Below are 21,971 nucleotides of genomic sequence, written 5' to 3'. Positions count from 1 at the left end.
CTTACCAGGGATATTTCCTATGGTAAGACAGCTCACACTCAATTTTTTTACTCAACTCTTCGTAAAAAACTTTTTTTCAACAGTTCTTACCTCTCATCTTTTCCATTCACTTTAATTAAAAGCAACTCTTTATCATTATAGATATTACCCTTATTCTTTATCTTATTTTTCTCAATCCACATATTCAGTGAATTAAGATGATCCAGTGTAAATACACGTTCATTAACAGATTCACCCTCTTCATTAACTACCTTGTTTATTCTAAATAAGATTGTGGTTCCAGAACTATAATCGCTAACATGACATTCAATACTATCAATTTTTCTTAATTCACCTGTTTCAACACTAACTATAGCAAAATCTGATTTTAGATATTCTGCGATTGCTTCCTGAACATATAGACTACTATCCTCCTCTAATGTAGGACTAAATCTTAAAGAATAACCAATATCAATATCAAAAATTGTATTAGTAGTTACATCTAACGTAATAACATCTGGCGCTTGGTAAGGTACCTGGTAAGGTTGACAATCTTCTAGTAAGAAATGAACTCCACCTACAGCTTCATTGCCTGCTACGTCTTTCACATATATTGGTTCATCAACTAATGTTACTTCAACATCTCCTGCGTAATTTAGATCCGTTAATTGTATTTGAATACAGTATTTAAAGTCTAGAAAAGTTTGGTTGACAGAAGCTACATGATAATCGATACCTGCTACGGCAGGATGGTCCATCTCTAATGTAAAATCATGTACTACGTCATCAGTATTCTCAAGTCTCTCAGTGAATGGCACCATGATACTATGAGTTGATTCATCATAAAACATCACATGCATATCATCTTCTTGTGCTACTTCAGGAGCATACTGATCATCAGCTTTAATATGATCATCTTGATTGAGTTCCACCTTAATACCATATCTATTAGTGTCCACATACTGTTGATCCACTGTATGGATATAGATACTGTAGTCATCAATCAAGATATTATTACCTTGACTATCCAGCTCTTGCCATTTAGCATCATGAGTAAAACGACTTTCATTATCGTCTTTAACCTCAAGAATAATCTCAGTCTGAGTAGGGGTATTTACATAATCGACTTCCAAGAAACTAGTTATATCTCTTCTATTCCCTTTATCATCAACAGCTTCAATGATAAAGTCATCTCCATAAAACTCATCAACTATAAGCGATAATGTAAGCCTCGCATCAGTTGCTGAAATGACTCTAAAGCCTTTTTCTTCATCCATACCAATAGTATCTTCATTACTTATTCTTTCATAGTCAAATTTTCCTGATAAATCTAAAGTTTTATTACCAGCTTTATCACTTACACGTGCCATAAAGATAGTACCAGAATCTCTAAATTTATAATCATCATTACTATTAACTAATAACTCTAACATATACCCATTGTCTACTATACTTACACTTAATTCGTCTTCAATTTCATTAAGATCAATAACTTTTTCTTCCCACTTATCCTCTGAATGATTATATGCCATCATTTCAACACGATAATTAGCAAGATTATTAATGGCATATTCACTACCATCTGCCAACATTTCTTCTTGGAATGCGATAACAAGAAGGTATTCTGGTTCATTAACAAAAAGCCCTGCACCAAAGTTTTCAAAATTAGGGGGAGTGTCATCAGCCTCAAATTCAATTACTTCACTCTCCATCTTGTAACCGTATAGATCTTTTACACCCGCAACCCCCAAGCTATAGCTTCCTGACGTAATGGGCTCGTTTAATTTTAGAACCACTACTTCTTGATCTACTTGAATAGTATTAATAAATGTTGCTATCTGATCACCGTCTTTTTCCAATTCATAATTATCATTATTTGATGCTGTTTTGATATCTACATCTTCGCTGAAAGTAAGTATTAACTCTTTCAACTCTTCACCAAACTTAATATTCTGAATTACTGGATATTCGCCATTATCCTCCTTTTTCACCTTTATGAATAGTAAATCTTTATCGTTGTAGATGTCATTGGTATTCTTAATACTATTTTTTTCGATAACCAGATTTGATGAACCTTCTCTATCCAGTATATATGCATCTTCAAGAGTAATTTCACCATTTATGTCATAGATTTTATCAACCATAAATCTAATGACTTTATAAGAACTTATATCAATCTCAAATTGGATATCATCAGCTTTAATCATCCTACTTTCATCAGCTTTTAAATTCAGTAATTTAAATTCTGTTGTTAGATAGGTATTGATGTATTCTTTAATACTATTTATGCTATCCTTATTAAGTCCTTGGTTAAATTCTAGTGTATAGTACTCATCTTCTTTAAATGTATCCATATCCGTCATATCTAAGGTTATAACTTCTGGCTTCACATTAACGGAGTAGTTTACCTCTCCTGATAAAGATTGAGTTAAGTTACCAGCACTGTCACTTAATCTTTGCATATAAATAGTACCGTTTTCTCTAAACCTGTAACCACTGGTGCTATCAACAGCTAGCTCTAGTATATGATCATCACCATCAACATAAGAAGTAATGCTTACTACATCTTCAATGGTATCTATTCCAATAACTATATCTTTCCACTCTTTCTCAGAAGCATAGAACTGTTGCATATCTATGCGATAATTATCTAAATTGGTAATAGAGTAGATCGTATTATCAACTGCCATACTTTCATTGAAGTTTATAACAAGTTTATATTGATTACCATCAACCAATAGTTGTGCTTCCATTTTTTCAAAGCTTGGTGGAATTAAATCATCCCCCTCAAAATCAAATTGCTTCATATTCATTACATTTCCATGTAGGTCTTCAATACCTTCGACAATGATACTATAACTTCCTGAAGTGATAGGGTCATTCAAGAATAACATAACTTCTTTGTCATCAACATGAATTGAAGTAATAAATGATGTCATCTCATTGCCTTCTTTAAACAACTTGTAGTTGCTCTCATCCTGAGCTGTTGTTATAGCTATTTCTTCACCAAAGATCAACACTAATTCTTCTTCTGATTCACCAAGTGTAATATCTACAAGTACTGGATCAACATCATCAGCTTGTACTTTGATTAATAATAAATCTTTATCATTAAAGATACTGTGTACATTCTTTATTTTATCTTTCTCAATCCATAAATCTGATGAATCATTATGGTTGAGTGCATATGCATCTTCGTTAGCTAATTGCCCATCAGGTTTATAGACTTGACTAACCATAAATTTAATGGTTGTTGTATCATCTGTTTCAACATTGAAAATAATATCCTCGGTTTTAATGATACGTTCTTCGTTCTTTTCTAAATTTGTCATTTTCAAGTCTGTTGTCAGATACTCTGTAATCCATTCTATAATATCATTAATACTATCTTCATGAAGTTTTTGGTTAAATATCAATGCATGATATTCGTTTTCCTCAAGTTTTTCAGTATTAGTAGCATCTAGAGTAACAACCTCTGGTCCTTCTGTAGGTTGATAGATACAGTCTTGCAATTCACCATAAGCATCTCCAATAGCTTGATTACCTGCTATATCTTTGATATATAGTGGTTCTGTTTCCATAATCACTTCTATATCTCCTGCAAAATCATAATCTGTAAGCTGTATTTTAACACAGTATTTATAACCTTCGTAAGTTTCATTGAAAGCTGTCACTTTATAGTCGATTCCAGGTGTTGTTTCTCTTCCATCAACATATGACATCTCTAATGCGAAATCAACTACTGCATAATCTGAATTCTGTAGTTCCTCAGTAAATGGAATCATGATACTATGGCTTAGCTGATCATAGAGCATAACATAATCATCAGCATTTCGAAGGACTTCCGGTGCATATTTATCCTCAGCAACAATATGATCCTCTTTATCCAGTTCAACTTTTTGTCCATATTGGTTTTCAGTGTCCACATATTGCTGATCTATCGTATGGATATATATACTGTAGCCTTCACTTTCTAAGCTCCCCACCTCTTGCCATTTAGCATCATAGGTAAAATATCCTTCTCCTTCATCCTTAACTTCTATAATCATTTCTGTCATATCAGAAAGTTCTTCATAATCAATATCTAAATATTCTGTAATATCTTTTAATTGACCAGACTCATCTATGGCTTCAATAATGAAATCTTCATCATCAAAATAATCAATGAGCTCTTCCAATGTTAATCTAGCTTCAGTGGCCGAAATAATTCTAAATCCTTCTTCGTTATCCATACCAATAGTATCTTCTGATGTTACTCGATGATAATCTATTTCACCTGATAGAGCTTCTGTTCTATTACCAGACTGATCATAAACACGTGCCATATATATTGTGCCAGAATCTCTAAACGCATAGTCTTCTCCACTTTCTAATATGATCTCAAGTTTGGTATCATCATCTACCACATCAAGACTTAGTACATCACTAATATCATCAAGGTTAATGCTCATATTTTCCCATTGATTTTTGTAACTATTGTATTCCTTCATGTCAACAAGATAGTTAGAAGGATTTGTAATCGAATAGATACTGTCATCTGCCAGCATTTCTTCTTTGAAATCAATGACTAGAAGCTGCTCGTCATCAAAAACAAATAATTGGGCTTCAAAATCATCAAAATCTGGAGCAGTCATATCATCAGCATTAAATTCAAGGACCGTTTTCTCCATTGCATTTCCATATAAATCCTCGATATCTTTAACGCACATACTATAGTATCCAGAAACAATTGGATCCCTTAATGTTAGAGTGACTTTCTTTTCATCCAAATTAATGTATCTAATAAATGACTTAACTTCATCATTATTTTCATCAAATAACTCATAATTGGATTCATCAGTCACTGTAGAGATATCTAATTCTTTATTAAAAGAAAGTATTAACTCTTTCTCAGATTCAAACTTAATATCTTCAAGCACTAGTTGTCCTAAGTCAATCATAACCTCTATTTCCATCTTAAGCTTATTATCATTCTTGTTTCCCCATAGGTCTTCTACAGCTTCTTCTTTAACAAAGATATAGTAGTAACCCCCTGGCATAATCCGCTCTGTTCCAAAATCAACGATGATTTCACTTCTATTCATACCAAAACTTAAGTGCTCAGCATGGTTACTGACATTAGTATGATAAACTTCTTTTTCATCTGGCAATGCTTTTAATGTATCATCAAAAATAAGGGTCACTTTACTGGGATTAGCATTTTTATAGTCAACTATTTGAGGACTAGATGTATCACGTGCTATATCAAATTCAAATTTTTTTTCATCAAATATATAACCGGCATAATCTTTGTACTTAGAGTTAATGTCTAATGTATAGTGCTCTTCATCAAAATCAACATACCATGTTACATAAACTATTGTATTATGATTCTCAAATACTACGTCATCAACACCCTTTTTATCCCCCTCTTGATCTTTTAGAATAAATGGTGCTTTTAACTCTAACATTGATAGATAATCAACGTTCATTGGCTCACTAAAAGTAATTTCAATAGTATCTTTACCTACAACTTTTGCATCTATTACTTCCGGGAACTCTTTGTCTATAAACTGGATTTCTCCTTCATACAAATCCATTTCCTCTTTGTAAGTGCTAAGAATATCTTTAACTTCTATTTTAGTTTTTGCTCGCTGTTTAACGGGATCTTTTAACGTGATTTGTACAATACGACTATCCACTAACTCATAATAAGCTCCATCTAAATCAATTTCATCCATATGATAATTATCTTCATCAGTTGCTGATAATTCATCTACGTCCTTATTGAAAATAACTTCAAATTGTTTAAGATTAAGGGGATTGATTTCTTCAACACCAAATTCTTCAGGGCGTATTAATCCATATTCTACTGCCTTATCTTTATCAACAATACCTTCATTCACCATCTTTTGTACTAATGTTATATCGTCACCATGAATCTTGGTTTGTAGAAGTTGATAAGCAATATCAACAAAAGTCCCTCTTAATACACCAGGTGTATTGAAGTCAATGAGATCATCAGGTTGTATAAGATTTAATGTTAACCCTAACTCAGGTGCGAGTTTCCAAGTATCTTCATACTCTAAAATATTTAGCAAAAAGGTAATAACTTCATGCATAGTTACTTCACGCTGTATACCAAATTGAGTGGGAGAAATTCCTTTTGTTAAACCTAAGGCCTTAGCCTTAGCTATCCAAGGGGCTGCCCAATGGTCTACTGGCACATCATCAAAACTTTTACTTCCTTCATCTAAGTCATCTTTTGTATATCCTTTTAATCTCAATACTAACACTAATGTTTCTTCCCTTGTTAATATATTTTCAAGACCTAATGAACCATCTTCATAACCTTCAATGATTCCTAATTCTTTCAGTACTAGAGCTTTATCAATTGTAGTCATTGCAAAGGTGGTCATTGTTGATAACGCTATTGTTAGAACCATCAAAATGGCTAGTAATTTCTTCAGCATAAAACTCCTCCTATATGATATTTTTTTATATACAATAGTATATGTAATCTCACCTCAGAAGGTTAGTATATGCTGTAATATAATGTATAATAAAGCAACCAAGATTCTAATTTTATAGAATCTTGGTTGCTAAATCTATTACACTATCTATTTATGGTTAATTGTTTTTGAAGTTTGTATTTTTGTTTCAAAACTATACTTCTAATTTGTTCAACTGTCCAGTTATAACAATAGGCAATAACAAAGGATAATGGTATTGTTATCAATATTTTTAATGTTACATGTAGCAATATAGAACTAATATTCAATACATTAATCACCTCATTAGCCACCACGATCACAAATGGATGACAGAAGTAGACAACCATTGTGAGTTTTGCTAGTTGTGTAAGCAACCTCTTAGGAAATCTATACACTTGTTGCCGACATAAGATAAATAAAACTAAAATTACCGATAAACAGAACCCAGTCCAAAATAAGGGGATCTTTAGCAATGTAGAATTTCCATAACCATAATACATGAAATTGGCTACTCCATAAAGAATAGTCATTATAGTACCTATCATGTAAATGCTAACTTTTTTCCAGTGCGATAGAGGTACTTTTCTTGATTGAAAGTAGCTACTTGTATAAATACCTGATATGAAAAACGGGAAATAGGTCATAAAAAATCGATCGCTATAAGGCATGGTATTTTTATACACAAAATAATAGATGAGGTATAAAACGAGTGATCCACCTACTACCCAAAAAGCATTGAACCTCTTTACTGCCCATTTTATGGGTATGAAGAGTATATAAAATTGAATGATTATCGGAATAAAGTATAAATGATAAGACATCTCTCCGAGAAGTAAATATTTGAAGTACAATTCAAGTGTATATATACGCGTATTCGTAAGTATATAGATTAAAAAAAAGATATTTGACCATAACAGATATGGTAGTAAAACAGTATGAATTCTTTTAACTGTAAATCCTTTTATTGTCACTTGTTGATGTCCATAAGCGCTATAAAGACTAAATCCACTGATGAAAATAAAGGCTGGCACTGCAAAACTCATGACACGATTGATTGTTACTAGTATTAAATTCACTATATCATCTACGGGTCCTGCTAAAACAAAAGCTGTACAGTGGATTATAATGACTGCTATACAGGCACTGATACGGAACAAGTCGATTTCATATAATCGTTGTTGCATATGAACACCCCCACAGTAATATCCTAACACAGAATTTTATATGATGCCATAATGGTACTCTAAAATTTAAATATTTAACCAATAGTGACATGAAAAACACATCAAGTATGCAAATATTGCATACTTGATGTGTTTTTCTATAATCTTATTAGTATCTGTTAAGGTGTAGCAGATGTTGTTGCGTCCACAAAAGTAAATTGAATTTCTCTTTCACCTGCTAATTGATCCTGTGAATCATATACTTTAATGATTAGTTGGACATCGTCTTGATTAAAGTTTGTAAAATCAATGGTTGCATTATAAGGCATCTTTGTAGCTGTCTTAAATAAGGTGCCATTGATATAATACTCCACTCGATTAATAAAGGGGTCATAGATACCTGCATAGGTACTTAATGTCATAGGTTCTTTGTCAATGACTTGGGTATCCATTAACTCATCAAATTTAACTGATGACTCTTGACCTACTTTTGATAAATAGTAAGGTTGATTAATTACCTCATTATAAACTGAATTTGCATTAATGTGATCTAATCGGTAATGATCGTGATCTTCATTGGTGTCGAAGTAATTAATGGCTTTTATATTTGGATAGAGGCGAGGTAAGTAATGGTAAATTCTCTCCATATTGTTTTGATACCATGCATCAAAATTTCTCTCTGGAGATACTTTAGCCCAGTAAGCCACTGCTCCTTCTGATATCATGATAGGTTTTCTATCACCATAGGCACTATAAATATGTTGCAGCTTATTCAGTGGGTTCATATCATAGTTCGATAAATCCGTATGGGCATTACCATCTGGTACAGCATAGGAGCTCACGCCTACCCAATCCACATAATCATCCCCTGGATAATATGCCTCATAATTATCGTAAGGTATATCATTCGGTGACCATAACATCACAACATTAGGTGCCTCTTCTGCCATGATGTCATGAACCAGTTGAAACTTTTCGATATAAAGTTCTGGCTGCAAGCCCCACTCTACCCAATTTCCATTCATTTCTCCACCAAAGCGTAAGAAAATAGGAATACCAGCCTCTTTAGCATCACTTGCCCATTGTCTGATGTAGGTATCATCCTTCACTTGTTCTAACCCTGCTGAAGGCTCCATAGCTACTTGAAGCGCTCCACCAGATTCTTTTATATTCGATGTTAGTTGCTTGGGTAATTGAGATTTTCCATATGTTGCATAGGTAAGAATCATGCTATGAGACTTATTAAAGGTCTCTTTAATTTTATCTGGATCAACGTATCCCCATGTCGTTAAGCGTTCATCAAATTCACCGTAAATACCTATGTATGCACCGTTTACAGGTATATAATGGTCTTGCTTTGCTTTTATTGTATTGGTTTCTACAGTTTTTTCAACAAATACTCGGATGACTGTTCTTAATTGATCTGCTTTATTTTTAGTCTGCACGACACCCCAATTCAAATCAGTATTTTGATAAGCCAAATGGCTTTTATCGTAATATTGAACTGCTAAAGGTCTATTGATAGCCCCACCATTGAAGTTACCAGCGTAATAATCACCAATCTTTTCAAGGTACATGGCATAATTGGTCCAGTTCATTTTCTCTGGTTGGTTTTCGTATAGTTCCACTAGGTTCAACCATGATTTAACAGCTTCATCATAGTTCTTTTCTTTAACCATTTCATTTGCAAGTTTCATATTATCCCAAATTGCATCAGCTCTTACTTCCATTAACATTTGTGATGAAAAGAGAAAAATCATGCAGAATATGATAATAAAATAAGATTTCAGCCTCTTCTTCATTTAATCACCTCATTATCTCTAGATTTATAATCAGTACTTTATTGGCCTTATAATTATTATTATACAATAAAGATTATACATATTACAACAAAAAACAAGTCTGTAAGAAATATTATCTTACAGACTTGAGCTTACTTGTTTTTAGTCTTAGATTTTCTACCAAAAGTGCCACCAATCCACGTTGTTAGTGGTATGGCTGATATTAAACCAATACTACCTGCTACAGCTCGAACAATTTCAGATGCTATCATATCCATATTGAGAATCTCAGCTATGGATACGTTATAAGCAATAAATAGGAGTAACAAATGAATAGATCCACCAACATAAGCCAATATCAGTGTATTGGACATAGATCCCATGATATCTTTACCTACATTCATCCCAGATCGAATTAATTGTTTGGTAGAAATCTTAGGAGAATGTTCTTCGATTTCCCACATGGCAGAAGCTACTGATAAAGCAACATCCATAACTGCACCTAGAGCACCTACTATAATCCCAGCTAATAAAATACCTTTAAAATCAAGGTGTCTATTTTGAGGGATATAGGCCAGCATCTGAGCTTGGTCATCACCAAGACCTGTTAGCATAGCTACTTGACTAACAATTCCAGCAACACATGCTGCAACCAATACACCTCCAATTGTACCTAAAATAGCTGTACGCGTTTTCTTATTCCAACCACTTATAACAATAAGTGAAAATGTTGTCGTGACAGAAACCACACCCACAGTCACCAATAATGGGTTGAAGCCATTTAAAATTAAAGGTAACATCACCAGACCTATCATTAAGACAGTAAAAGTAAGTGTTACTACGGCTTTAAATCCTTTAAACCCTCCGACAAGAACCAGTATACCTAAATAAGCTATAACCAACCATAGGATTGCTCCATCTCGAGATCTTTCATAAATATGGATATTTCCCACTTTTCCTTCATCTGTTTCAAAAAGATAAATATACATTTTATCGCCTACATCAAAAATTAATCGATAAGGATTAACCATTTCAACTGTATTTCTTACAGTATATTCTTCTCCCTTATGGTCACCTTCTAGAATTTGTATGTATAGATGCTGGTATCTTATATCTTGTTGAATCATGATGTCAGGTCGTTCTTCCTTTGTGTCATCCAGGTCTATCCGAATAACTTTTGCTTTAACAACATCATACTCTGGTTCTGCCATATCTTCTTCATAATACTCAGCAAGATTTCCATACTTCTTATCTTCTGTTATATCATCATTTTTTAATGCAGTACAACCTGTAAAAGCTAATAGCATAATGCAACTTAGAATTAATAGTTGATGTCTCATGTTCAATACTCCTTATTTTGTGTAGGAAAGCTCTGTGTTTTTTGCAATGTGACGCTAGTCACCTTTCTTGGTGGTAATAGAAAAGCCTTTAACCTAGAAGGCAAAAGGCTTTTTCATATATGATTTTATTGTGCAGGAACTAATAGTGTTTCACCAACAAAAATCATATGAGGATTTTCTAAGCTGTTCATTTCAGCTAAAGTTTCATAAGATGTGCCATAAGCTTCTGCGATTTTCCAAAGAACATCGCCATCTTGAATTGTATACGTTTCAGTATCAACTTCAACTACTGAAATAACATCTACAGTAGGAGCTACCACTTTATCTACTGATTTGAAAGCTTTAACAAGCTCATCTCTGATAGGAACAAATGTATCAACTACATTAGTTGCATCTGAGAAGTCATACTTATCTCCACCACCTAGGATGAAGTCATTTGTAACTAATGTATACGTTGCATCCATATCGATTGGCGTTCCATCTTCTAAAGTGATGCTAACTATTCTGTTCTCATATTCTTTTGATGGATCGTAAACAACTTTTACTCCAGCAAATTGACCATCTGTCATGAAGTCAGCTTCAATACCATGATCAACTAAAGCTTTTAAGTGAGCACCTGTTACTTCCATAGTTACTAATTTGTTATCGTATGGCATTACTTCGTACATATCACCCATAGTGATTGTACCTTCTTCAAGAGTTTTTCTTAAACCGCCACCATTAGTTAAACCAATTTGAACACCTGTAGATTTTCTCATTAAATCACAAACCCAGTAACCAAGTGTTGAAACATTTTTATCGCTTCTATCATGAGATAAAGTACCCTCTAATTGACCTACTACCTCACCAGCGATAGGTTCAAAATCTTGCTCATACTTGTCATATACTGCTTTTGTATCTGCATCTTCAATAATATCAGATGATATTTTATAAACAGCAGTTACAGATGGAGTAATTGCTTTAACGCTTTGATCTTCATTTAACTCGATTGAGATTTTACCAACTGAACGACCATTTTTGTAAGCTTGAACTACTGGTACACCATTTATATAACCAGCAACTGTTGTATGAGAGTGTCCAGTGATAACTGCATCAAGACCTTCAACTGCACATAAAGCTTCAATTTCTTCACCTGTTACAGGTAGTGTGGGATCGCTTCCATAGGCATCTTGGTATGCTGCTACGTGAGTTAACGCGATGATGACATCTGGAGTACCTTCTTCTGCATTACCTGCTTTTAAGTAATCGATCCAGATCTTTGCAGCTTCTTCAGCAGTTTTGAACTCTAAATTAGCTACGTTTTCAACTTTTGTTTGATAAGCAGTTTGAACTGTTGATAATCCGATAAATGCAATTTTCTTACCTGCTACTTCTTGAATAAGATAAGGTTGCGCCCATGAAACTGGTTCACCTGTTGCTTTATCGTAAATATTCGCTGCTAAGAATGGGAAGCCACCCTCTTCAGCCCATTGTGCAATTCTATCAACACCCCAGTCAAATTCATGGTTACCCACTGAGGATGCTACTACACCCATAGCTTTATACATTTCGTTAACTGGAGCACCAAATGTTAAGTTAGAAATTGCAGTACCTTGATAACTGTCACCAGCTGCAACAACAACTGTGTTAGGGTTTAATTGCTTTTGCTCATTAACATAGCCAACCATTTTAGCCATACCAATGTTTTTTCCACTTTCTTTTACATTACCGTGGAAGTCATTTACTGAAAGGATATCAATAACATTTTCTACTTGCTCAACAGCCTCTGGTGCTGTCTCTGTAACTGTTGTTTCTGTTGTTGTAGTTGTTGTATCTCCTTCAGCTAAAACTAATCCTGTTGTCATACTGAAGAACATTGCTACAACTAACATCATACTAGTTAATTTTTTCATTATGTACTTCATGCTTTCCCCTCCGATAAAATTTTGTTATACTGCCTAAATCCTATCTCCTTAAAATAGAAAATATATTTAAACATGTACAATTATATCTTAATTCTATTACATAATTTTGTCAATGAAATCTCTCAAATTATGGCTAATAAGTTGCTTTATCAATAAGTATTCCATTGTTTTTTATACTATACTATAAGTACTAATTAATCTTGCCTATTTTCTTAAGTTTATAACACACTATTATTATTTTATTAAAATGACAAATAACTATACTTATAAAATTTAAAATTATTTTAGACTTTTTTCTTTAGCCATGCGTCTATTATATGTAAGGAGGTGCGAAACCAATGTCGACAGTACCTAATAAGCATGATCAACTTATTGTAGATTATATAAAAGAGCATCAGAATGATTTTTACATATTAGCATACGGTTATGTTAAGAATCGAGAAAGTGCCCTGGATATTGTTCAAGAGTCCATCTTAAAGGCTTTATCTTCGTCTGGTAGACTAAAGGACTCATCATCAATCAAAACATGGTTTTATCGTATACTGGTTAACACAAGTATATCCTATATAAGAAAGAATAAACGTATCATCTATTTTGATGAAGTACCAGAAATAGAGTCCCCAGTTAACACTCATATTGATATTAACTTTGATCTCTATAACGCTGTGGATCAGTTGGATACCAAACATAAATCAGTTATTATACTACGTTACTTTGAGGATATGAAAATAGAAGATATCGCTTTTATACTTCATACTAACGTCAGTACTGTTAAATCCCGAATATATAATGCCATAAAAAAATTAAAAAAAATTATGGAAGGGGACATTTAAGCATGGAAAATAAATTAAAAGATGCAAGACAATATTATAAGAATATAGAGATTCCAGAGGAGCTGAATATTATGATAGATAAAACTTTAAATACAGATAGAAAATCAAATAAAGGTAAGCGTACTCTAATAGCTGCAAGTATTACAGGTGCATTAGTTTTATCAACCTTTACTATTGGGCTTAATTCAAGTCAAGTATTCGCTAAAACTATGAGTGAAGTGCCTGTCATCGGTAGTATTGCAAAAGTGTTGACCTTTAAAGATTTTGAAATTCATAGTGATGTTGTTGAAGGTGAAGTGACAATACCTGAAGTTGATGGTTTGGATTCTGTAAGCTTCGAAGAAAAAGTTAATACTGAAATTCAAAAGAAGATGGATTTAGTTTTAGAAGAAGCTGAGTTAAGAGCCCAAGAATATAAAGAAGCTTATTTAGAAACTGGTGGTACCGAAGAAGATTTTAGACCTGTAGAAATCTTCATTGATTACGAAGTTAAACATTCCTCAGAAGAACTCTTATCTTTTGTCATTGTTAAGGGTGAGAATTTAGGTTCAGCATATAATGAGACTTTTTATTATAACCTTGACTTGAAATCCAATAATACTTTGACTTTGGTAGACTTCTTCGGTGAAAACTATATTGATTATATTAATCAAGAAGTTATTAAACAGATTGAAGAGCGGACCGCAAAAGGTGAAGCATTCTTTGAAGGTGATATGGGATTCCAAACTATAGCAGAAAACCAGAACTTCTACATTAATGAAGATGGTCAAGTAACTGTTGTTTTTGCCAAATATGAAATAGCCCCAGGAGCAATGGGACAACAGGAGTTCATTATCGAGTAACATAAGAAGCTAAAGATAAGAAATAGCGCACTAGATTTGTCTAGTGCGCTGATTTTATCCTATGGGAACGCTGATTTTTAAGCTTGATCTTGGTATTGTAATTGATACAATCGATAATAAATACCCTTTTTAGCTAACAACTCTTGATGGTTACCCATCTCACGGATCTTTCCTTTATGAAGAACAATGATCTTATCTGCATGTTGTATTGTTGATAAACGGTGAGCAACTACCAATGTCGTTCTCCCCTCCATCAACTTCTCAAGAGCATCTTGAATCAACTGTTCTGTTTCTGTATCAATGTTAGCTGTTGCTTCATCCAAAATGAGTATGGATGGATCAAAAACTAAGGTACGTGCAAAGGATAATAGTTGGCGCTGACCAGCAGATAAGGTAGCACCCCTTTCATAAACCTTTTCATCGTACTTATCCGGCAATTTCTGAATGAAATAATCAGCATTGACATACTTCGCTGCCTTCTCAATATCTTCCCTGGATATCTCTTCATTCCTCAACCGAATATTGCTTTTGATATCCCCTGTAAAAAGGAACACATCTTGTAACATCTGACCAATATTCTTTCTCAACTTGTCTTTATCATAATCTCTTACATTAACCCCATCAACTGATATGTTACCCTTTTGAACGTCATAATAGCGACTAATAAGATTGAGTATCGATGTCTTACCTGCACCTGTCGCACCTACAAAGGCTACAGTTTCTCCTGGTTCTACAGAGAAAGATACATCTCTAAGTACCCATTCTTCATCCTCATAAGCAAACCAAACATTCTTGAAGTCAATTTTACCTTTTGCTTGTGCAAGCGGCTTTGGTTCTTCTTGATTGACAATAGCATCTTCTGAATCTAATACGGTGAATATTTTCTCAGCAGAAGCCATGGCTGACTGTAAGATATTAAACTGTTCAGCAAGTTCTTGAATAGGTTGGAAGAACTTATTAATGTACTGTAAGAAAATCACCAATGTTCCAATGGTCACAGCACCTTTTAAAACTTCGTTACCTCCAAATCCGATGACTAAACATATCCCGATAATGTATAGGGCGTACATCATAGGTCGATAGATTCCAAAAAGAAGAAGTTCTTTTATATGGGACTGACGAAGCTTTTTATTGATGGTTTTAAATTCATCATAGACTTCCTCTTCCTTGGAGAAAATCTGAATAATTTTCATACCTTGTATATGCTCTGATAGAAAGGCATTGATCTTAGATAATCTAGTACGTACTACCCGGTAATTCTCTCTTGAAAACTTCTTATAAATGAAAGTTAAGATAACAATTACAGGTAAAATGGTCAGAACAATAACGGACAATTTAGCATTCAAACTAAACATCATCGCCACTATTCCTATAAGTAAGAACACATTTTTAATGGAATTGGCAATAACACTGGTGTACATCTCATTAAGTGTTTCCGTATCATTTGTAACCCTTGTTACAAGTGTTCCTACAGGATGACTATTAAAATAATGAATGGATCGACTTTCTATATGACCAAACACTTCATTTCTGATATTATAAATAATTTTCTGTCCTGTATGTTGAAGTAATACTGCTTGAAAATAACCTGTAACCATACCTATAATAAGGAGAATAAGGTAAAAGAGCACCAATTCCATTAAACTGGATATATCCAGTTTTCTTAATGCAACAATAGCATCTTCATTTAACTGAAGAGCATCATAGCTCTTATTATTGATGGTAAGTATATCCCCAGCAACTTCAATTTCACTTTCCTTACTTTTCAATTGCTTAAATTCCAATACTTCATCTCGTGTAACATGAGGAACTAAATAGTATTGCTCCCCTGCATATACAATTTGGGCTAAATCTTCTGTTCCACTTAATTCATCAATATCAGGAATATAAGTCAGATTTAGATTTTCAACCTGTATATCCCCTTGTTCCTCTATCAAATAAGTTTTGTCATAAGTTTCAAACACTGTATCAATAGCTGACCCGATGATCAATGGCTGAATAAGCTGTACCCCTGTTGCAAATAAAAGTAATAGAACAGATACAGCAATTAGGTGCCAATAAGGTTTTGCATAACTCATTAATCGCTTCATGATCTCCGGATCATAAGATTTATATTCAATTTCATCATGATGATGTGCCATTCTAACACCTCCTTACGCCTCTTCGTCTAATGCCTTCTCAAGCTGTTGCTTTTCAACCATATCTGCATAAAATCCTTGCCCTGCAACCAACTTCTCATGGTTACCCTCTTCAATAATCTTACCTTCATCAATAACAAGAATATGATCCGCATGTTGAATAGTTGAAATACGATGAGCAATGATTATCGTTGTTTTATTCTGACGTATTTGCTTCAATTCTCCTAATATTTTTTCCTCTGTCTTTGTATCAACAGCTGAAACCGCATCATCCAAAATGAGAATAGAAGGCTCTTTTATCAAAGCTCTTGCTATAGAAACTCGCTGTTTTTGTCCACCTGATAAAGTCGTTCCTCTTTCTCCGATAATGGTTTCATACCCTTTAGGGAAATCCATAATATTCTCATGGACATCAGCCATCTCAGAAGCTCTTTCAACTTCTTGATCACTCTTCTGTCTTGCACCAAATAGAATATTATTCTTAATGGTATTGGAGAATAAGTAATTATCTTGAGGCACATAGCCTATATGGTTTCTTAATGTTTTAAGTGGAATCTTTAATACATCTACACCATCAACAAGAATTTCACCTGGTTTAGGATTATAAAGTCTTAATAATAAGTTAACTAAGGTAGTCTTACCACTACCAGTACGTCCAATAATCCCGATAGTCTGACCGCTTTTGATATCGGCATTAATATCTTTAAGAGCTTCTTGTTCACCATTTGGGTAATCAAAAGTAAGATGGTTGATTGTAATATGCCCACTTATGGTATCCATGTCACTCACATCTTCTGGATCAAAGATCTCTGGTTCCTCATCAAATATCTTCTGTATTCTAGCCATAGATGCCTTACCTTGTGAGAACATATTTATGGTCATACTAAAGGCTATCATTGGCCAAACTAACATCATCAGGTATTGTGTGAAAGCAATAAAATCTCCTAATGAGATCTTGGCAATCAAGGTTAAATAACCACCATATCCAATGGTTAATAACATACACAAGCCACTTATCAATGTGACAAAAGGATGAAGAATAGCAAATAATCGAACAACCTTTAAATTCTTATTAAAATTAAATTGATTAACTTCATCAAAGGCTTCTTTTTCGAGTTTCTCCTGAGTAAAGGCTTTAACAACTCGAATACCTGAAATATTCTCTTGAACCTGATCAGACATCTTGGAAAAAGCCTCTTGTTTTTCTTTGAAGCGTTTGGTCATGACCTTTCCAAATGACACACCTACAATAGCTATAAATGGTAAGGGTATAATTGCAACTAATGTTAGTGCAAGTGATATCTTCGTGATCATGGTATATAAAACCAATGTGATTAAAATGGTAAAGTCAAATGCAAATAAAAGACCTTGCCCTAAAGCCATACGTATTGTATTTAAGTCATTAGTAGCATGAGCCATCAAATCCCCAGTTTTGGTTTCATTAAAATAGCGAAGTGATAACTTTTCTAAATGTGCAAATAAATCGTTTCTTAAATGGTATTCGATTTTTCTAGATGTACCGAATACGAAATAACGCCATGTAAATCGCCCTGCAATGATGATGAGTGCCACCAGCAATAATTTACCTATAATATTGAATAAGTCCTGTTGCTGATACAAGCCTAAGGCAATACCATCTGTTGCATCCCCGATAATCATGGGTATATATACTTGGAACACGTCTACAACTAATAGTCCTATCAGTCCTATAACATAGAATAAGGCATACTTTTTCAAGTATGGTTTGATAGAATCAACGACCATGTTTTCACCTCAATCTCTCTCTTCTTTTTTGACACTATATATAATTATATACTAATATACTTATAATGTCATCACAAATATGAATGGGAAAAATAATTCAACTAAATAACTAAAAAATAGAAATGTAATGAAAAATAATTAAAAGAATTAACATCTAATAACTCATGTCAATCTCATAATTTCTAAAATCTAATGATGAATTTATGTATTTTGCATGAGAAAAAACCTTTTTGCTAATCCTAAGTTATGAAACAAAATATTGAACTTTAATCAGATTAATGAAGTTCAATAATATGAAACCTTAGTATTTAAAGGAGTAGATGATATGGCTAAAAAGAATAAACCAACAGTTGTTAAAGATGGTGTTAATTTTGAGCAATTTAAATCTGATGTAGCACCAAAAGAAGTAGATGTAGTTGAATCTGCTGAATGGTTAGAAGAGGGGGACACATATCAAGAAGAACACTATGAAGAAGAGCATTATGAAGACCAACAACAATTAAATTATCATAAAGACTATAATGCTAACAAAAATTTAAAAAGATAATTTAAATTTAAAAAGTTTTGGATAAGCAGTAACACATGTCAAGACAAGCTCATACTATATATTAAGAAAGCAATTGAAGAAAAAGCTTTCGAAGCACCATAGAAAACTTTATATATTTCCCCCCTTAACCTCCTTAAAAATAGATCTAGAGAAAAAGACGGCCTCCCCAGCCGTCTTTTTCTGTGTATTAAACTTTAAAAGCTTTCTAAGTAAATCATTAACCTACAAGATAAATACCAAGTTCATAGCCAAAGAAAAAACTAACACCAAAGAGAATTAAAAAGGTTAATGTTAGTAACGCGATTGTCCCAACTAAACTTCTATTTTTTTTATTACTTTTTTTCTGTGTTTTATTTTCTGCCATCTAAAATCCCCTTCTGTCTTAATTCTGTCCGTTTTACTTTAGTTCTATTGTATCAGATTTGATTCCATTAAAATATTATATTTCCGTTACAATCTTTAGATTAGCTATATCAAACTACTATGATTAGATAAGAAAAAAACAGATTAAGCATCTACCTTAACCTGTATTCATGTATAAAGCCTTCGCATATGCTCTAATTGATATTGTTTAGGCGTTATTTTATATTTCTTTTTAAACTGGTCGATATAATTCGATACATTAGAGTAACCTAAATCAAAGGCTACTTCACTTACAGTTTGTTTTCTCAACATCTCTTTTGACCGTTCCATTTTGTAATTATTTAAATACTGTTTAGGGGTTATGTTAAAGGTTTTCTTAAATTGATTAGAAAAATGTGGAACCGACATATGCAAGTTAAAAGCTATCTCCGATATTGTAATGCCTTGGTCATAACCTTCTTTGATAATTTCCAAGGCTCTTTTCATAGGATGATTGATGTCCTTATATATAAACTCTCGAGAGTTCTTATCCTTAAGTAATCCATAAGTTAACTGCTGGACGGCCAGATCAATAAAAAAGTGCTGTTCTTTTTCATCTTCATTGACATGTAATAAATCATTGATTGACGTCAAACTGTTTGCCAGCAACCTGGACATATCACTATGGAAATAATCATAATTCTTTAAGGATATGTCTTTTTCTAATTCAACTGATACTTTCTGACTTACATCATCAATTAAGTCATCGCTTAATTCCAACACCAAAGCCTTTGTATCTACTGGCATTGTCATGTAAACTTCCGAATGTGGTGATAATAAGACATATTCGTTTTGATCATAGGTGAATTCTTCACCATCATCAACTCTAACATCTTTAATACCGTCAAGAATAGTGCATATACGATGATAGGAGTATGAATGATAAGTATCCGAATAACCCGGCTGAAAATCATAATAATAGAGTTTTACATAATCTGTCTCAATACCATGTAACCGCTCCCATTCTTGATTAAAGTACATTCCCCAACACTCCTTTGCTTCTATCAATTGATAATTTTTTATCGATCATTATTAAAAAAAACGTATTTTTAAAAATAATCAGGTAGAATTTAACCCATCCAAAAAGTTATTATTAGTATATAATAATTTTTCCACATATGCAAATTGAACTTAATGACTTACTTAATAACAATAAATTTTAAGGAGATGGTATAAATGAGTTATACATTTTATATGCCTTCAGTTAATGTCATGGATAAAAATGCTTTAAGCGATGCTGGAGATATGATTCAAGGTCTAGGTTTTAAAAAAGCATTTATTGTAACAGACAAAGTTTTAAACGACATCGGACTTGTTAATAAATTAACTAAGGTTTTGGATGCAAACAACATCGAATATGCTATTTTTGATGAAACTAAACCTAATCCAACTATTACTAATGTACATGATGGTGTTGATTTATTAAAAGCAGAAGAATGTGACTTTGTTATTTCATTTGGTGGCGGTTCACCTCATGACTGTGCAAAAGGTATCGCATTAGTAGCAACTAATGGCGGCAGCATAAAAGATTATGAAGGAGTTCATAAATCTGCTAAACCACAATTACCATTAGTAGCTGTTAACACTACAGCAGGTACAGCTAGTGAAATGACTATTTTCTGTATTATTACTGATGAAGAAAGACATGTTAAAATGGCTATCGTTGATAAGCATGTGACACCTATTCTTGCTGTTAATGATCCAGAGTTAATGATGGATATGCCTAAATCTTTAACAGCAGCAACAGGTATGGATGCCTTAACTCATGCTGTAGAAGCTTATGTTTCAACTGCTGCAACGCCAATTACAGATGCTTGTGCCCTTCAAGCAATGAAATTAATATCAACTAACTTAAGAAATGCAGTAGCAAATGGTCAAGATGAAGAAGCCCGCAATAACATGGCTTACGCTGAATTTTTAGCTGGTATGGCATTTAATAATGCAAGCCTCGGTTACGTACATGCAATGGCTCATCAATTAGGTGGCTTCTACGATCTACCTCATGGTGTATGTAACGCTATTCTCTTACCTCATGTTCAAAAATACAATAGTCAAGTAGCGCCAGCTCGTTTAAAAGATGTTGCGGAGGCAATGGGTGTTAACGTAGAAGGTTTAACAGCTGAACAGGGGGCCCAAAAAGCTCTTGAAGCTATTATGACTTTATCAAAAGATATTGCTATTCCATCAGGTTTACAAGAAATCGGTGCTAAAGAAGAAGATATTCCTGTTTTAGCTGAAAATGCTTTAAAAGACGCTTGCGGTTTAACAAACCCTAAGCAAGCAACTCATGATGAAATTATGACAATTTTTAAAGAAGCTATGTAATTAAAGACGATTATCCTTACTATCATACTGGAGCATACTTAACTGTGTGACTCCAGTTCTTTTTATTAATTGTAATTTAATTTTTAGAAAAACTTAAAATAGGGACCTTAATAAGACAAAAAATACGTACTATATAATTAGTGATACATACAAAAGATTAGAAAACTATGAAAGTGATTGTCAAAAGGAGTTACTTCAACATGTATGTAGTACGTATTTTAGGATATTTGGCTTTTGGTTTGTCTATGATCTTTATCATTTCAGTACTTCCAGCCTTTTTTAAAGATCTAATAGAAATGAGTATAGAATTCTTCCTGGAACCTTTAAGAACCTCTATATCAAAAAGATTTAAAGAATATAAAGCCAATAAACTAAGTAAAGAAACTCTTTTCCAAGAATGCAAAGATGAATTCTTAAAAGAAAGTGCATAAACATTCACCAAAGAACATATAAGCAGGAGTCTATTTTAGACTCCTGCTT

The 21,971-nt window shown here is 33.2% G+C and carries 14 protein-coding genes; 5 read left to right on the top strand and 9 right to left on the bottom strand.

Annotated features, from left to right (window positions below):
• Nucleotides 1–86 precede the first annotated feature (86 nt).
• The 5 genes from C1Y58_RS13980 to C1Y58_RS13960 form a co-directional block, all read right to left on the bottom strand.
• Nucleotides 87–6,431 carry an Ig-like domain-containing protein gene (locus C1Y58_RS13980; protein WP_105616679.1) on the bottom strand — a complete coding sequence of 2,115 codons (6,345 nt, stop codon included), beginning with the start codon at nucleotides 6,429–6,431 and terminating at the stop codon, nucleotides 87–89.
• Nucleotides 6,432–6,574: 143 nt separating this feature from the next.
• Complete coding sequence (locus C1Y58_RS13975) at nucleotides 6,575–7,636, bottom strand: acyltransferase (RefSeq protein ID WP_105616678.1); 1,062 nt, start codon at nucleotides 7,634–7,636, stop codon at nucleotides 6,575–6,577.
• A 158-nt stretch (nucleotides 7,637–7,794) separates the two neighbouring features.
• Nucleotides 7,795–9,417, bottom strand: a complete 1,623-nt coding sequence (locus C1Y58_RS13970) for a glycosyl hydrolase (protein WP_105616677.1) — start codon at nucleotides 9,415–9,417, stop codon at nucleotides 7,795–7,797.
• Between the two features lie 131 nt (nucleotides 9,418–9,548).
• The gene (locus C1Y58_RS13965) at nucleotides 9,549–10,736 is read right to left on the bottom strand and encodes a YibE/F family protein (RefSeq protein ID WP_242985405.1); all 1,188 of its coding nucleotides are present in this window, start codon (nucleotides 10,734–10,736) and stop codon (nucleotides 9,549–9,551) included.
• Nucleotides 10,737–10,861: 125 nt separating this feature from the next.
• Nucleotides 10,862–12,640: a 5'-nucleotidase C-terminal domain-containing protein gene (locus C1Y58_RS13960; RefSeq protein WP_105616676.1), complete on the bottom strand. Its 1,779-nt coding sequence runs from the start codon at nucleotides 12,638–12,640 to the stop codon at nucleotides 10,862–10,864.
• Between the two features lie 338 nt (nucleotides 12,641–12,978).
• Here C1Y58_RS13960 and C1Y58_RS13955 point away from each other — a divergent pair, with 338 nt between their 5' ends.
• Entirely contained in the window at nucleotides 12,979–13,473 is a 495-nt protein-coding gene (locus C1Y58_RS13955) for an RNA polymerase sigma factor (RefSeq protein WP_105616675.1), read from the top strand.
• A 2-nt stretch (nucleotides 13,474–13,475) separates the two neighbouring features.
• Nucleotides 13,476–14,315, top strand: coding sequence for a DUF3298 and DUF4163 domain-containing protein (locus tag C1Y58_RS13950; RefSeq protein WP_105616674.1), 840 nt, complete (start codon nucleotides 13,476–13,478; stop codon nucleotides 14,313–14,315).
• Between the two features lie 77 nt (nucleotides 14,316–14,392).
• On the opposite strand, the gene C1Y58_RS13945 is transcribed toward C1Y58_RS13950, so the two are convergent.
• Nucleotides 14,393–16,456, bottom strand: a complete 2,064-nt coding sequence (locus tag C1Y58_RS13945; RefSeq protein ID WP_242985404.1) for an ABC transporter ATP-binding protein — start codon at nucleotides 16,454–16,456, stop codon at nucleotides 14,393–14,395.
• 12 nt (nucleotides 16,457–16,468) lie between these two features.
• Complete coding sequence (locus tag C1Y58_RS13940; protein ID WP_105616673.1) at nucleotides 16,469–18,217, bottom strand: ABC transporter ATP-binding protein; 1,749 nt, start codon at nucleotides 18,215–18,217, stop codon at nucleotides 16,469–16,471.
• 325 nt (nucleotides 18,218–18,542) lie between these two features.
• On the opposite strand from C1Y58_RS13940, the gene C1Y58_RS13935 reads away from it, so the two are divergent.
• The gene (locus tag C1Y58_RS13935; RefSeq protein ID WP_105616672.1) at nucleotides 18,543–18,764 is read left to right on the top strand and encodes a hypothetical protein; all 222 of its coding nucleotides are present in this window, start codon (nucleotides 18,543–18,545) and stop codon (nucleotides 18,762–18,764) included.
• A gap of 217 nt (nucleotides 18,765–18,981) precedes the next feature.
• On the opposite strand, the gene C1Y58_RS26460 is transcribed toward C1Y58_RS13935, so the two are convergent.
• Both C1Y58_RS26460 and C1Y58_RS13930 read right to left on the bottom strand, forming a co-directional pair.
• On the bottom strand, nucleotides 18,982–19,128 hold the full coding sequence (locus C1Y58_RS26460) for a hypothetical protein (RefSeq protein ID WP_157950103.1): 147 nt from the start codon (nucleotides 19,126–19,128) through the stop codon (nucleotides 18,982–18,984).
• Between the two features lie 167 nt (nucleotides 19,129–19,295).
• Nucleotides 19,296–20,147 carry a helix-turn-helix domain-containing protein gene (locus C1Y58_RS13930; protein WP_105616671.1) on the bottom strand — a complete coding sequence of 284 codons (852 nt, stop codon included), beginning with the start codon at nucleotides 20,145–20,147 and terminating at the stop codon, nucleotides 19,296–19,298.
• Between the two features lie 195 nt (nucleotides 20,148–20,342).
• On the opposite strand from C1Y58_RS13930, the gene yiaY reads away from it, so the two are divergent.
• Both yiaY and C1Y58_RS13920 read left to right on the top strand, forming a co-directional pair.
• Entirely contained in the window at nucleotides 20,343–21,491 is a 1,149-nt protein-coding gene (gene yiaY / locus C1Y58_RS13925) for an L-threonine dehydrogenase (protein WP_105616670.1), read from the top strand.
• A gap of 200 nt (nucleotides 21,492–21,691) precedes the next feature.
• Nucleotides 21,692–21,922 carry a hypothetical protein gene (locus tag C1Y58_RS13920; RefSeq protein ID WP_105616669.1) on the top strand — a complete coding sequence of 77 codons (231 nt, stop codon included), beginning with the start codon at nucleotides 21,692–21,694 and terminating at the stop codon, nucleotides 21,920–21,922.
• Nucleotides 21,923–21,971: the final 49 nt, after the last annotated feature.

The sequence above is a fragment of the Vallitalea okinawensis genome (assembly GCF_002964605.1).
Taxonomy (GTDB): domain Bacteria; phylum Bacillota; class Clostridia; order Lachnospirales; family PQDH01; genus Vallitalea_A; species Vallitalea_A okinawensis.
The sequence above is the reverse complement of the archived record's forward strand: the minus strand, read 5'-3'. Positions and strand labels throughout refer to the sequence as shown.

Bases quoted from the DNA above. Each gene is read 5' to 3' on its own strand.
- C1Y58_RS13980 (WP_105616679.1), bottom strand. From the start codon at position 6,431: ATGCTGAAGAAATTACTAGCCATTTTGATGGTTCTAACAATAGCGTTA.
- C1Y58_RS13975 (WP_105616678.1), bottom strand. From the start codon at position 7,636: ATGCAACAACGATTATATGAAATCGACTTGTTCCGTATCAGTGCCTGT.
- C1Y58_RS13970 (WP_105616677.1), bottom strand. From the start codon at position 9,417: ATGAAGAAGAGGCTGAAATCTTATTTTATTATCATATTCTGCATGATT.
- C1Y58_RS13965 (WP_242985405.1), bottom strand. From the start codon at position 10,736: ATGAGACATCAACTATTAATTCTAAGTTGCATTATGCTATTAGCTTTT.
- C1Y58_RS13960 (WP_105616676.1), bottom strand. From the start codon at position 12,640: ATGAAGTACATAATGAAAAAATTAACTAGTATGATGTTAGTTGTAGCA.
- C1Y58_RS13955 (WP_105616675.1), top strand. From the start codon at position 12,979: ATGTCGACAGTACCTAATAAGCATGATCAACTTATTGTAGATTATATA.
- C1Y58_RS13950 (WP_105616674.1), top strand. From the start codon at position 13,476: ATGGAAAATAAATTAAAAGATGCAAGACAATATTATAAGAATATAGAG.
- C1Y58_RS13945 (WP_242985404.1), bottom strand. From the start codon at position 16,456: ATGGCACATCATCATGATGAAATTGAATATAAATCTTATGATCCGGAG.
- C1Y58_RS13940 (WP_105616673.1), bottom strand. From the start codon at position 18,217: ATGGTCGTTGATTCTATCAAACCATACTTGAAAAAGTATGCCTTATTC.
- C1Y58_RS13935 (WP_105616672.1), top strand. From the start codon at position 18,543: ATGGCTAAAAAGAATAAACCAACAGTTGTTAAAGATGGTGTTAATTTT.
- C1Y58_RS26460 (WP_157950103.1), bottom strand. From the start codon at position 19,128: ATGGCAGAAAATAAAACACAGAAAAAAAGTAATAAAAAAAATAGAAGT.
- C1Y58_RS13930 (WP_105616671.1), bottom strand. From the start codon at position 20,147: ATGTACTTTAATCAAGAATGGGAGCGGTTACATGGTATTGAGACAGAT.
- yiaY (WP_105616670.1), top strand. From the start codon at position 20,343: ATGAGTTATACATTTTATATGCCTTCAGTTAATGTCATGGATAAAAAT.
- C1Y58_RS13920 (WP_105616669.1), top strand. From the start codon at position 21,692: ATGTATGTAGTACGTATTTTAGGATATTTGGCTTTTGGTTTGTCTATG.